The sequence below is a fragment of the Pseudomonas sp. MRSN 12121 genome (assembly GCF_000931465.1).
Taxonomy (GTDB): Bacteria; Pseudomonadota; Gammaproteobacteria; order Pseudomonadales; family Pseudomonadaceae; genus Aquipseudomonas.
Map to the genome: position 1 here is coordinate 2,730,386 of NZ_CP010892.1, position 12,806 is coordinate 2,743,191.

Annotated in this window: 13 protein-coding genes and 1 pseudogene; 7 read left to right on the top strand and 7 right to left on the bottom strand. The window is 65.2% G+C overall.

Annotation, left to right across the window (positions count from 1 at the left end):
• Positions 1–2: 2 nt before the first annotated feature.
• Together TO66_RS12555 and TO66_RS12560 are read right to left on the bottom strand one after the other, a co-directional pair.
• Positions 3–1,397, bottom strand: coding sequence for a HAMP domain-containing sensor histidine kinase (locus TO66_RS12555; RefSeq protein ID WP_044462617.1), 1,395 nt, complete (start codon positions 1,395–1,397; stop codon positions 3–5).
• Positions 1,375–2,058: a response regulator transcription factor gene (locus tag TO66_RS12560; RefSeq protein ID WP_007930717.1), complete on the bottom strand. Its 684-nt coding sequence runs from the start codon at positions 2,056–2,058 to the stop codon at positions 1,375–1,377. Before TO66_RS12560 ends, TO66_RS12555 begins: the two co-directional genes overlap by 23 nt.
• 245 nt (positions 2,059–2,303) lie before the next feature.
• Here TO66_RS12560 and TO66_RS12565 point away from each other — a divergent pair, with 245 nt between their 5' ends.
• The 4 genes from TO66_RS12565 (at position 2,304) to hcnC (ending at position 5,836) form a co-directional block, all read left to right on the top strand.
• Positions 2,304–2,582 (top strand): hypothetical protein, encoded by a 279-nt coding sequence (locus tag TO66_RS12565; RefSeq protein ID WP_082061167.1) that lies wholly within the window; start codon positions 2,304–2,306, stop codon positions 2,580–2,582.
• A 281-nt stretch (positions 2,583–2,863) separates the two neighbouring features.
• Positions 2,864–3,181, top strand: coding sequence for a cyanide-forming glycine dehydrogenase subunit HcnA (gene hcnA, locus TO66_RS12570; protein WP_044462619.1), 318 nt, complete (start codon positions 2,864–2,866; stop codon positions 3,179–3,181).
• Positions 3,178–4,587, top strand: a complete 1,410-nt coding sequence (gene hcnB / locus TO66_RS12575; protein WP_044462620.1) for a cyanide-forming glycine dehydrogenase subunit HcnB — start codon at positions 3,178–3,180, stop codon at positions 4,585–4,587. Before hcnA ends, hcnB begins: the two co-directional genes overlap by 4 nt.
• Positions 4,580–5,836, top strand: a complete 1,257-nt coding sequence (gene hcnC / locus TO66_RS12580) for a cyanide-forming glycine dehydrogenase subunit HcnC (RefSeq protein ID WP_044462621.1) — start codon at positions 4,580–4,582, stop codon at positions 5,834–5,836. The genes hcnB and hcnC overlap by 8 nt, the downstream gene beginning before the upstream one ends.
• A gap of 110 nt (positions 5,837–5,946) precedes the next feature.
• Here hcnC and TO66_RS12585 read toward each other — a convergent pair whose 3' ends face one another.
• The 5 genes and pseudogenes from TO66_RS12585 to TO66_RS33340 form a co-directional block, all read right to left on the bottom strand.
• Positions 5,947–6,552 (bottom strand): glutathione S-transferase N-terminal domain-containing protein, encoded by a 606-nt coding sequence (locus TO66_RS12585; protein WP_044462622.1) that lies wholly within the window; start codon positions 6,550–6,552, stop codon positions 5,947–5,949.
• A gap of 133 nt (positions 6,553–6,685) precedes the next feature.
• Positions 6,686–6,958: a hypothetical protein gene (locus tag TO66_RS32555; RefSeq protein ID WP_082061077.1), complete on the bottom strand. Its 273-nt coding sequence runs from the start codon at positions 6,956–6,958 to the stop codon at positions 6,686–6,688.
• Positions 6,955–7,508 (bottom strand): annotated as a pseudogene (locus TO66_RS32560) (S-type pyocin domain-containing protein); the annotation flags it as partial. The pseudogene TO66_RS32560 and the gene TO66_RS32555, both read right to left, overlap by 4 nt.
• A gap of 126 nt (positions 7,509–7,634) precedes the next feature.
• Positions 7,635–8,555 carry a MurR/RpiR family transcriptional regulator gene (locus TO66_RS12590; protein WP_044462623.1) on the bottom strand — a complete coding sequence of 307 codons (921 nt, stop codon included), beginning with the start codon at positions 8,553–8,555 and terminating at the stop codon, positions 7,635–7,637.
• Between the two features lie 92 nt (positions 8,556–8,647).
• Positions 8,648–8,884 (bottom strand): hypothetical protein, encoded by a 237-nt coding sequence (locus TO66_RS33340; protein ID WP_156162065.1) that lies wholly within the window; start codon positions 8,882–8,884, stop codon positions 8,648–8,650.
• Between TO66_RS33340 and iolC the strand changes: the two genes are divergently transcribed.
• The 3 genes from iolC (at position 8,883) to iolB (ending at position 12,806) form a co-directional block, all read left to right on the top strand.
• Positions 8,883–10,820 carry a bifunctional 5-dehydro-2-deoxygluconokinase/5-dehydro-2-deoxyphosphogluconate aldolase gene (gene iolC, locus TO66_RS12595; RefSeq protein WP_044462624.1) on the top strand — a complete coding sequence of 646 codons (1,938 nt, stop codon included), beginning with the start codon at positions 8,883–8,885 and terminating at the stop codon, positions 10,818–10,820. The two genes, TO66_RS33340 and iolC, sit on opposite strands and share 2 nt — an antisense overlap.
• A 286-nt stretch (positions 10,821–11,106) precedes the next feature.
• Positions 11,107–12,000, top strand: a complete 894-nt coding sequence (gene iolE / locus TO66_RS12600) for a myo-inosose-2 dehydratase (RefSeq protein ID WP_044462625.1) — start codon at positions 11,107–11,109, stop codon at positions 11,998–12,000.
• Positions 11,997–12,806, top strand: coding sequence for a 5-deoxy-glucuronate isomerase (gene iolB / locus TO66_RS12605; protein WP_044462626.1), 810 nt, complete (start codon positions 11,997–11,999; stop codon positions 12,804–12,806). Before iolE ends, iolB begins: the two co-directional genes overlap by 4 nt.

The window sequence follows — 12,806 nt, forward strand, 5'->3', positions numbered from 1 at the left end:
ATTCAGCTCTTGGCGATCAGGCTCGGCCGGCAGTCGAGGCTAAGGCGCGCGCCGCCGCTGGGGCTGCTGCCGACGTCGAGCTTGAAGCCGTGCAGGTTGACGATGGCCGCGACGATCGACAGGCCCAGGCCGAAGCCGCCGTGGGAGTTGCTGTCGTCGACCCGGTAGAAGCGCTGGAACACCGCCTGGCGTTCGGCCTCGGGAATCCCGGGGCCGGAGTCGAGGACTTCCAGGCGCGTGTGGCCGCCGTCCTCGACCCCGCGCAGGGTCACCTCGCCGCCCGGCGGGGTGAACTTGATCGAGTTGCTCAGCAGGTTGGCCAGGGCCTCGAACAGCAGGGCGCGGTCGCCGGTCAGTTGCGGCAGCGTGTCGGGCGCCTCCAGGGTCAGGGTCAACTGGCCTTCCTCGGCCAGCGGCAGGTAAAAGTCATGCAGTTCTTGCAGCAGCGGCAGCGGGTCGAGTTCGACGAAGCCCGAGCGGCGCTGGTGATCCTCGATCTCGGAAATCCGCAGCAGCCCGCGAAAGCGCGCCATCAGCCGGTCGGCCTCGCCCAGCACCTGGTCCAGCTGCACCGCCTCGGGCGTGCCTTCGGCGGCCTGCTGCTGCATGCGGTACAGCTGCGCGCGCAGGCGGGTCAGCGGGGTGCGCAGGTCATGGGCGATGTTGTCGCACACGCCCTTGACCTCGTTCATCAGCCGCTCGATGCGGTCGAGCATGGCGTTGACGATGGCCGCCAGCATGTCCAGCTCGTCGCGGCGGTTGGACAGCGGCAGGCGGTGGGTCAGGTCGCCGGCGACTATCGCCTCGGCGCTGGCCTGGATCCGGCGGATGCGTTGCAGCGGCCGGCGCCGCAGCAGGTGCCAGCCGGCGGCGCCGGGAATGATGGTCAGCGACACCCCCCACAGCAGCGCGTGGAGGATGATCCGCGTCACCGCGAACAGCGAGCCGTTGTCGCGCACCAGGATCAGCCAGCGGCCGTCGTGGGTGTAGGTGGCCACCGCGTCGCAACTGTCGCGCGGCAGGTCGGGGTCGTCGGAGTCGATGCAGCTCTTGAGCTCGTGGATCTGCCCGTCCAGCGGCAGGTCGTCGGGGATCTCGCGGATCGGCCCGCTGAGGTGATGCAGGCGCGCGTCGAACAGCCCGTAGGCGTCGATCGCGCGCATGTCGAAGGTCATGCTGGTGGTCAGGGCTTCTTCCAGCTGCTCGCCCTGGAAGCGCGCGAACAGGTGCTGGCGCTGCATCAGCGAGTGCTTGGCGAGGCTCTCCAGGTAGCTGGAGACCTCGTAGTACATGACCCCCATGAGGATCCCGCTCCAGGCCACGAACAGCGAGCTGTAGAGCGCCAGCAGGCGGCTGCTGGAGGAGCGCCAGCCCTTAGAGGGGTTCAGCAATGACATAACCCGAGCCTCGCACGGTGCGGATCAGCGGGGTCATGCCGGGCGGGTCGATCTTCTTGCGCAGGCGGCCGATGTGCACGTCGATGAGGTTGGTGCCCGGGTCGAAGTGATAACCCCAGACCTCCTCGAAAATCATCATCCGCGAGAGGATCTGCCCGGTGTTGCGCATGAGGAATTCCAGCAGCTTGTATTCGGTGGGCAACAGGCTCAGCAACTGGTCGGCGCGGGTCGCTTCGCGGCTGATCAGGTTCAGCTCCAGGTCGGCCACCCGCAGGCTGGTCTCGAACTCCTGCACCGTGCTTTTGCGCCGCAGCAGCACCTCGACCCGGGCCGCCATCTCGTCGGAGGCGAAGGGCTTGGTCAGGTAGTCGTCGCCACCGGCGCGCAGGCCGCGCACGCGCTCGTCGACGTCGGACAGGGCGCTGATCATCAGGATCGGCGTCGACACGCCGATGGTGCGCAAGGTGGTGACGATCGCCAGGCCGTCCAGCTCCGGCAGCATGCGGTCGAGGGTGATCAGGTCGTAGTCGCCGCTGACGGCGCGCACCAGGCCTTCGCGACCGTTGTCGACCCAGTCCACGTCCAGCCCGTGGCTGCTCAGTTCGGCCACGATCTCGCGGGCGGTTACGGCATCGTCTTCGATGGTCAGGATTCGAGTCATAAAGGGCTTACCTGATTGGGTTTGCGTGACACAGGCCAGCATTTTGCCAAGAAATCGGCGCGTGCTTTCTAAAAAATCTTTCATCTTGCGCCGCGCCGCCCAGGGTAGCAGGCGGCCGGCGCGCTCAATCGTTGATATCATCCGGCCACTTCGACTGGCATGGACGCTATGCAATGCCCCTGAACCGACCCTTCGCCCGGCACGCCCCGGGCGCTTGCCTGCTGGCCCTGTCGCTGGCCCTGGCGATGCTCCCGGCGGTTGCCGCCAACCAGCCCTGTTCCGGCAAGAAAGGCGGGATCGCCGGTTGCGACGGCGAGCTGTTCCTGTGCCGCGATGGTTCCATCAGCGGCTCGAAGCGAAGCTGCAGCGCCGTCACCGGGCAAGCGGGGCAGGCCACCCGGCCACAGACCTTGCTGCGTAGCGGCGAAGGCTGCGCCTGTGGCACCGGCAGCTTCTGCACCGGCCCGCGAGGCGGCGTCTATTGCCTGACCCCGAGCGGCAACAAGAGCTACAAGCGCCGGTAGCGACAACGGCCCGACGCGCTGAGTGGACAAGCCCGGGCACCTCTACTAGCGTTGCCGGCACGTTGACGGTGGGGCGGGTGGTCGCCGGTCTTGCCGCGGCGCGGGCCTGGCGCTTTGCTTGGCCCAGATCAATGTCCGTGTTCGACAAACCTACTAGATTGGCGCGGTGTTCAGCCCCGAGGAGCTGGCGCCGTGCAACCCGCACCTGGAGATCCAGGTCGCGGTCATGCGCAGCAGGACGCTGGCATTCCTCTTCACTCTGTTCAAGGACGAATCTTTCGATGCGCCAGACCGAACGAACCTTCGATATCCAGCCGTTGCAACGGGCGGATATGACCATCAGCCTCAATGGCCAGCCGGTGACGGCGGCGATCGGCGAAACCGTGCTCAGCGTCATTCAGTCCCTGGGGCTGCGCCAGGTGGCGCGCAACGACCACGGCCAGCTGGCCGGCGCCTATTGCGGCATGGGCGTGTGCCACTGCTGCCTGGTGCAGATCGACGGCCGCCACAAGCGCCGTGCCTGCCAGACCCAGGTGCGTCCGGGCATGCAGGTGCAGACCGAAGTCAACCGCATCGTCGCGACGGAGGAAACGCCATGAGCCTCAATCCGTTGATCGTCGGCGGAGGCCCGGCCGGCATGGCCGCCGCCATCGAACTGGCCGAGCATGGCGTGCGCAGCACCCTGGTCGACGAGGCCTCGCGCCTGGGCGGGGTGGTCTATCGCGGGCCGCTGCGCGACGGTGTGCAACTGGACTACCTGGGGCCGCGCTACTGCGAAGCCCTGGCCAAACTGCACGGCGCGTTTTCCGACTGCGAACAGATGATCGATGTGCGCCTGAACCACCGGGTGGTGGGCGCCGAAGGCAAGGACAGCCTGATCCTGCTGGATGCCGACGAGCAGCTGCAGGAAGTGGCGTACTCGCAATTGCTCCTGGCCGCCGGCTGCCACGAGCGCAGCGTGCCGTTTCCCGGCTGGACCCTGCCCGGGGTGATGCTGCTGGGCGGCTTGCAGTTGCAGATCAAGAGCGGCGTGGTCAAGCCGCGCGGGCCGGTGGTGATCGCCGGCACCGGGCCGCTGCTGCCGCTGGTGGCCTGCCAGTTGCATGCCAGCGGCGCCAACGTGGCGGCGGTCTACGAGGCGTGCGCCTTTGGCCGGATCGCCAAGGAAAGCCTGGCGCTGCTGAACAAGCCGCAACTGTTCCTCGACGGCCTGAGCATGCTCGCCTACCTCAAGCTGCACCGCATTCCCATGCATTACGGCTGGGGCGTGGTCGAGGCCCAGGGCACGGACGGGCTGGAGAGCGTCAGCGTGGCGCCGTACTCGGCGCGCTGGGAGCCGGACCTGTCGCGCCGGCAGCAGGTCGCCGCGCAGACCCTGGCGGTGGGCTACGGCTTTATCCCGCGCACCCAGCTCAGCCAGCAGATGGGCCTCAACCACGGCTTCAGCCACGACGGCTACCTGCGCGCCACGGCCAACGTCTGGCAGCAGAGCAGTGAGCCGCACATCCACCTGGCGGGCGACATGGGCGGGATCCGCGGCGGCGAGGCGGCGATGCTCACCGGGCGCATCGCCGCGCTGTCGATCCTGATGCAGCGCGATGTGCTGAGCAACGAGGCGGCCCTGGAGCGGCGCCAGAAGTACCAGAACAAATTGGCGTCCATCAGCCGCTTCCGCGCGGCGGTGGACCGCTACACCGAGCGCGGCACCGGGCAGATCGACCTGCCGGCCGCCGACACCCTGATCTGCCGGTGCGAGCACGCGACCCGCGGCGACATCGACCGCGCCCTGGAGCAGGGCGTGCAAGACATGGCCAGCCTGAAGATGCGCACCCGGGTGAGCATGGGCGACTGCCAGGGGCGGATGTGTGTCGGCTATTGCAGCGACCGCCTGCGCCAGGCCACCGGGCGCCAGGATGTGGGCTGGCTGCGCCCGCGTTTCCCGCTGGACCCGATTCCGTTTTCCGCTTTCCCTCAACCGAGCAAGGATGCTGTGAATCATGAGTAAGTTCTACGACGTGGTCATCGCTGGCGGCGGTGTGATTGGCGCCTCCTGTGCCTACCAGCTGTCCAAGCGCAAGAACCTGCGGGTGGCGCTGATCGACGCCAAGCGTCCGGGCAACGCGACCCGGGCCTCGGCGGGCGGCCTGTGGGCCATCGGCGAGTCGGTGGGGCTGGGCTGCGGGGTGATCTTCTTTCGCATGATGTCGGCCCGCAACAAGCGCCAGGCCAACGGTGCGGCGGTGCAGGTGGATGCCAGCACGCCGCATATCCTGCCGCAGTCTTTCTTCGACTTCGCCCTGCAATCCAACGCCCTCTACCCGCAGCTGCACCAGGAGCTGCGCGAGCGCCATGGCATGGACTTCAAGTTCGAGCGCACCGGGCTGAAGTTCGTGATCTACGACGACGAGGACCGGCTGTACGCCGAGCACATCGTGGCCTGCATTCCACACTTGGCGGACCAGGTGCGCTGGCTCGACCAGGCGGCGTTGCGCGCGGCCGAGCCGAACGTCAGCCACGACGCCCAGGGCGCCCTGGAATTCCTCTGCGACCACCAGGTCAACCCGTTCCGCCTGGCCGATGCATACACCGAAGGCGCGCGGCAGAACGGCGTGGACATGTACTTCAACACCAACGTCACCGGCGTGCTGCACCAGGGCAACCGGGTCAGCGGGGTGCAGACCGCGGAAGCCGGGCTCTTCCACTGCGACACCCTGATCAACGCCGCCGGCGCCTGGGCCGCCGAACTGAGCCTGCAGGCCACGGGCGCGAGCATTCCGGTGAAGCCGGTCAAGGGCCAGATCCTGCTCACCGAGCGCATGCCCAAGCTGCTCAACGGCTGCCTGACCACCAGCGATTGCTACATGGCGCAGAAGGACAACGGCGAGATCCTGATCGGCAGCACCACCGAGGACAAGGGCTTCGACATCAGCACCACCTACCGGGAAATCCAGGGCCTGGTGCAGGGCGCGGTGCGCTGCGTGCCGGAGCTCGAACAGGTCAACCTCAAGCGCTGCTGGGCCGGCCTGCGCCCGGGCTCGCCGGACGAACTGCCGATCCTCGGGCCGATGTGCGGGGTGGAAGGCTACCTCAACGCCTGCGGGCATTTCCGCACCGGCATCCTGACCTCGGCGATCACCGGCGTGCTGCTGGACCGCCTGGTCAACGACGAGCCGCTGCCGCTGGACATCACCCCGTTCCTCGCCGACCGTTTCGGCTTGCAGGCGGTGGCGCCGTTGCAGGTGGCGCTGGCCTAAGTTTTTTTCGCCAGCAAGCTCGCTCCTGCGGGGCATACCACAGGCCCTTGTAGGAGCGAGGCTTGCCCGCGATCAACAATCACGCGGTGTCCCTGAAACACCGCGTGGCCTCAAACCAACGGCGTACTGACAAACAGCTCCAACCCTTCGGCGTACTGCGCGAACGCCTTGACCCGGGAATACCGCGCAGCCTCCAGATGCTCGGCCACCACCAGCTGGGTAAAGCTCCAGGCCACGGCCAGGCTGATGCCGGCCTGATCGATGCCGCCGTCGGTGGCCAGCGGGCGCTTCTCCAGTTCCTTTTCCAGCTCGCCATAGGCCGCCGCCAGTTGCCCGCGAACCCGCTCCAGCCACGGCTCGTGCTGTTTCTCCGCGGGGCGCAGCTGGTACTCGTAGTAGATCTGCACCGACTTCTCGCACGCCGCCAGGGCCAGGCCGATCAACCGCAGGTCGCGGGCCCGCGCCTGGGGCGCCGCCGGCAACAGGCTGCGGCCGGCCAGGGCCTCCAAGTAGTCGATGATCAGGCTCGAATCCATCAGCACCGTGCCGTCGTCGCAGACCAGGGTCGGCGCCTTGACCACCGGGTTGACCTGCTGGAACTGCTCGAAGGTGCGAAACACCGACAGCGCCTCATGCTCGAACGGAATTTCCAGGCGCTTGAGGGTCAGGGCGACGCGGCGTACGTAGGGCGAGTCGAGCATGCCGATGAGTTTCATTGAGCATTTCCTTGTAGGGGCTGAGCGGGCAGCGATAACTGTAGCGGCAAGGTCCGGGCTTGCCCATAAGCCTCTCTTCCGAGGAAAAGAAAAACCCAGCATGGACCGGGCTCTTCTTTAAGGGCGTAACGCTTTATTTAAAGATGTATTTATTTTGCGCGATGAACTCCGGGGTCTTCCACATTGGGCCTTTTCTTAAAGCTCCATCGGTGTGCTTGATTAATCCCTCGGCAATCATTGTGTCAACCAGTTTTAAAAGTTCGATATTGCTTGAAATGTTAACCCAGTCATTCCTGTTATAGAGTCCATCCAGCCTTGGATAAGAAATACCATTTTCACCTCCGGTCAGAAAAAGAAGGACATCTCTAGGAGTCTCTGAACTTATAATTGTGCTGATGGTGCTCATTTATGTTCCCTCTCAACTTGTGTGTTGTCAGCCTCTATTGCTTCGGGCGTGTAGAGTAAGTTAAAGGCATCTTTCAATTTGTAGTCCTCTAACGTCGCCGTATGGGTGTTATTCCAAATAGCTCCGCCATTATTTTGTTCGCATCTGATGGTGGAAACCTACTAGTATGCAATTTGACGAGGCTAATCCCATTCTGAGTTACTGTCACTATTGTCCAGTCCAGGTTTTGGATAGGGCCTCCTGCCTTTTCGGGGTTATATATCCGATCACTGAATATTCCTTTGGTTGTTGCTCTTTTGTATGGACTATTGAATACGACATAAATTGGTGGGAGGCCCGAATCTGCTGGGTAAACGTAAATGGCGTCCCGGATATCCATCTGATCAATTGCCGGCAGGGGCACGGCCTTGATCTCAAGCGGTGTCAGCGTAACGCCTGTGTAGACCGGCACCTGTACCGGTGTACCGGCTATGCCGGGGTGGCCGTCGAATTGTTAGCGGGTACGGTAATCGGAAAGAAGGGTAGTAGGCGGGGTATCAGCTGTGGTGAAGGCAATCGGCAGATATCGATGGACCGTCTTTCGAGATTCATAGGTTCCAGTACGTTCGAATCCAGAATCCAGAAGAACAACGTGTAGGGGAGGGAAGGCGAGTGCCCCGCACTCGCCATTCCCCGGCTAGTCCTCGAACCCTGCCTGTTCATGCATCTCGTCGACCTTCAGTTCCAGGCGGTAGGCCACGGCGATGAACAGCGCCTGGCACAGGCACAGGGTGGCGCTCAGGGAGCGGAAGGCGAAGGAGCTGCCTTCGTTGACCAGCAGCACCGTGTTGGCGCGCTTGGCCAGGGGCGACAGGGTGCTGTCGGTGATGATCAGGGTCTTGGCCTGGTGGTGCTGGGCGATGCGCAGGCAGTGCTGGGTCTCCTTGGCGTAGGGGGTGAAGCTGATGGCGATCACCAGGTCGTTGGGGCGGATGCTGCGCATCTGCTCGCGGTAGCTGCCGCCCAGGCCCGAGACCAGGTGGATGCGCTTGTTGGTGTGCTGCAGGTTGTACACCAGGTAGTCGGCCACGGCGAACGAGCGGCGCACGCCGACCACGTAGATGTTGTCGGCGTTGACCACCAGGTCCACGGCCCGGTCGAACGCCGTGTCGTCCAGTTCCAGGCCCAGGCGCTCGATGCCCGACAGGGTGGCATTGATGCATTCGCGCGCCAGGTCGCCGCCGCTGGCCTTCTGCGACTTGTTGGCGATCATGCTGCGGATGCGCTGCTGGTAGTTCTGAACCGGGGTGGTCTTGTGGGTGTAGGCCTCGCGGAACAGCGCCTGCATTTCGCTGAAGCCACTGAAGCCGAAGCGCTGGGAAAAGCGCACGATGGCCGACGGGTGCACCTCGCATTCGCGGGCGATGTCGCTGATGCGGTCGACCATGATCCGGTCGCTCTGCTGGCTCATGTAGCTGGCGATGCGCTTGAGCTGGCGCGGCAGGCTTTCGTATTCCTGGGTGATCAGCTGCAGCAGGCGCTCGGCGTTGACCGGGGGGCTGGCGAGGTCGCTGTCTGGCAGGTTCTCGTTCATGGCCGGCTGATCGGTGCGGGACATAGGCAATCCTTCTGGCATGTGCTGTCTGGCTGTTACTGGACGGGAACGGGCCTGTTCTTCCGTTCCCTGACAATAGGTGGGCTGTGCGCAGTCTACAGGGTCGGCGCGGGGAAAATCTTGAGACGCCGAGCCGCCGGCAGCCTGCTGAAACGATGCACGCTGCCTGGACCGGCCTTGAAAAAGTTTATTGGAAAAAATATTCCACGTAAAAAATTTATAGAAAAAATATTGATTGGTGCCGGTGAACGTTTTAGTCTGCATCCACCAAGAGCGTTCGGCGCCTTCCTCGGTGCCACGCGCAGGCTGATAAAAATAACAGGAGCCAGCATGGGCCAGACTCGTTTTGCCAGTGGGCGTCAATTGGATCTGATTTGCCTCGGACGCCTGGGCGTCGACCTTTACGCACAGCAGGTCGGGGCCCGGCTGGAAGATGTCACAAGCTTCGCCAAGTACCTGGGCGGCTCGTCCGCCAACATCGCCTTCGGCACCGCGCGCCTGGGCCTGCGCTCGGCGATGCTGAGCCGGGTCGGCGACGATCACATGGGGCGTTTCCTGGTGGAGTCCCTGGCCCGCGAAGGCTGCGACGTCAGCGCGATCAAGGTCGACCCGCAACGCCTGACCGCCCTGGTTTTGCTCGGGCTCAAGGACCGCGAAACCTTCCCCCTGGTGTTCTACCGCGAGAACTGCGCCGACATGGCGCTGCGCGCCGAAGACATCAGCGAAGCCTTTATCGCCTCGAGCAAGGCGCTGCTGATCACCGGCACCCATTTCTCCACCGACGGCGTGTACCAGGCCAGCCTGCAGGCCCTGGAGTACGCCGAGCGGCACAACGTCCGGCGGGTGCTCGACATCGACTACCGCCCGGTGCTCTGGGGCCTGGCGGGCAAGGCCGACGGCGAGACCCGGTTTGTCGCCGACCGCAACGTCAGCCAGCATGTGCAGAAGATCCTGCCGCGCTTCGACCTGATCGTCGGCACCGAAGAAGAATTCCTCATCGCCGGCGGCAGCCAGGACCTGCTCGGCGCCTTGCGCCGGGTGCGCGAGCTGACTGCCGCGACCCTGGTGGTCAAGCTCGGCCCCCAGGGCTGCACGGTGATCCACGGGGCGATTCCGGCGCGCCTGGAAGAGGGCGCCATCTACCCGGGAGTGCGGGTCGAAGTGCTCAACGTGCTGGGGGCGGGCGATGCGTTCATGTCCGGGTTTCTCAGGGGCTGGCTGGAGGAGGCCAGCGACGAGCGCTGCTGCCAGCTGGCCAATGCCTGCGGTGGCCTGGTGGTGTCGCGCCATGCCTGTGCGCCGGCGATGCCGACCCGCGCCGAACTGGATTATCTGTTCAACAGCCCGGTGCCGATCACCCGGCCGGACCAGGACGCGACCCTGCAGCGCCTGCATCAGGTCAGCGTGCCGCGCAAGACCTGGAAGCAGCTGTTCATCTTCGCCTTCGACCATCGCGGGCAGTTGGTGGAACTGGCGCAGAAGGGCGGGCGCGAGCTCAAGGCCATCGGCCAGCTCAAGCAGCTGTTCATCCAGGCGGTGGAGCGGGTCGAGGCCGATTTGCGTGAGCAGGGCATCGCCGCCGACGTCGGCCTGCTGGCCGACCAGCGTTTCGGCCAGGACTCGCTGAACGCCGCCACCGGCCGCGGCTGGTGGGTGGCGCGGCCGGTGGAGGTGCAGGGCTCGCGGCCGCTGGCCTTCGAGCATGGGCGCTCGATCGGCAGCAACCTGATCGCCTGGCCCCAGGAACAGATCATCAAGTGCCTGGTGCAGTACCACCCCGACGACGAACCGCTGCTGCGCCTGGAACAGGAAGCGCAGCTCAAGGGCCTGTACCAGGCGTCCCAGGCCAGCGGCCATGAGCTGCTGCTGGAAGTCATTCCGCCCAAGGACCTGCCCGGCGCGCACCCGGACGTGCTCTATCGCGCCCTCAAGCGCCTGTACAACCTGGGCATCTATCCGGCCTGGTGGAAGATCGAGACGCAGAGCGCCGAAGACTGGAAGCGGCTGGATGAGTTGATCGAGGCGCGTGACCCCTATTGCCGCGGCGTGGTGCTGCTGGGCCTCAACGCCCCGGCGGCAGCCCTGGCCGAGGGTTTCCGCCAGGCCGCCGACAGCCGCACCTGCCGCGGCTTCGCCGTGGGCCGCACGATCTTCCACGAACCGAGCCGCGCCTGGCTGGCCAGCGAGATCGACGACGAAACCCTGATCCGCCGGGTGCAGGCGACCTTCGTCGAGCTGATCGACGCCTGGCGCGCCGCGCGTGGCTGATCCCGAACACAAAACCCGAACGTAAACCCGAACGCAAAACCGAATCTGAAACGTGAACGCAAAACCCTGTAGCCGCTGCCGAGCCCCGGCGAGGCTGCGATCGAGCGCGTAGCGCTCGCAAAACCTGCCAACGCGTTTTGCCAGGTACATCGCCGGCGGCGGCTTCGCCACCGATCGCAGCCTCACCGAGGCTCGGCAGCGGCTACAGGGGCTACGTCGATTACAGCGGCGGGGCTAGCGGGTGGGAATTTTCAGAACTGGTTGGAAAACAATAAAAGGTGCAGCCATGCCCGCAATCCGAATTGGCATCAACCCGATTTCCTGGAGCAACGACGACCTGCCGTCCCTGGGGGGCGAAACGCCCTTGAGCACGGCGCTCAGTGAAGGCCAGGAGATCGGCTACGAAGGTTTCGAACTCAACGGCAAGTTCCCCAAGGACGCCAAGGGCGTGGGCGACGTGCTGCGGCCTTATGGCCTGGCGCTGGTCTCGGGCTGGTATTCCAGCCAACTGGCGCGGCGCTCGGTGGCCGAGGAGATCGACGCCATCGCCAGCCATGTCCAGCTGCTGGCGCAGAACGGCGCCAAGGTCCTGGTCTACGGCGAGGTCGCCGACTCGATCCAGGGCCAGCGCATTCCCCTGGTGGAGCGCCCGCGCTTTCACAGCCAGCAGGCCTGGCAGGCGTACGCCGACAAGCTCACGGAACTGGCGCGCTTCACCCTGTCCCAGGGCGTGCGCCTGGCGTATCACCACCACATGGGCGCCTACGTCGAATCGCCGGCGGACATCGACCAACTGATGCGCCTGACCGGCAGCGAAGTCGGCCTGCTGTTCGACTCGGGCCATTGCTACATGGGCGGCGGCGAACCCCTGGAAGTGCTGCGCAAGCACATCGACCGCATCTGCCACGTGCACTTCAAGGACGTGCGCAAGCCGGTGGTGCAACTGGCGCGCAACAACCTGTGGAGCTTTCCCGACTGCATCGTCAACGGCACCTTCACCGTGCCGGGGGACGGCGACATCGATTTCGCCGCGCTGCTGGACGAACTGCTGGCCGCCGGTTACCAGGGCTGGCTGGTGGTGGAAGCCGAGCAGGACCCGGCCGTGGCCCCCAGCTACCTCTACGCCAAGAAGGGGTATGAGACCTTGCGCGGGCTGCTCGATACGAGGACTGGACAATGAGCCTGCTGGTGAAAAGCGCGGCCAAGGGCCGGACCATGGTGCAGCTGGCTGAAGGCGCCCTGGAGTATGTGGGCTTCGCCGCCTACCGCCTGAGCCTGGGCGAAAAACTGCCGGTCGCTGCCGGCGACCGGGAGCTTTGCCTGGTGCTGCTCAGCGGCCGCATCGGCATCCAGGGCGAGGCGCCGGGGCAGGGCGGGTTCGCCTGGGACAACCTCGGCGACCGGCAATCGGTGTTCGAGGACAAATCGCCGTTCGCCGTCTACCTGCCGCCCGGCAGCCAGGCCCAGGTCACGGCGCTGAGCGATGTGCAGATCGCCGTCTGCGCCGCGCCCGGTTCTACCGCAAACGGCCTCGGCCCGCGGCTGATCCGTCCCGAAAACATGAAGCGCAGCGTGCGCGGCAAGGGCGCCAACACTCGCTATGTGTGCGACATCCTGCCGGACAGCGAGCCGGCGCATTCGCTGCTGGTGGTGGAGGTGCGCACGCCGTCCGGGCACTCCTCCAGCTACCCGCCGCACAAGCACGACACCGACGACCTGCCGCACCAGAGCTTTCTCGAAGAGACCTACTACCACCAGGTCAACCCGCCCCAGGGCTTCGTGTTCCAGCGGGTCTACACCGACGATCGCCGCATCGACCAGGCCATGGCCGTGGAGCACCACGACCTGGTGGTGGTGCCCAAGGGTTACCACCCGGTCAGCGTGCCCTACGGCTACGAATCCTATTACCTGAACGTCATGGCCGGGCCCAAGCGGGTCTGGCAGTTCCATAACGATCCGCAGCACAGCTGGCTGCTGGATCTCTGA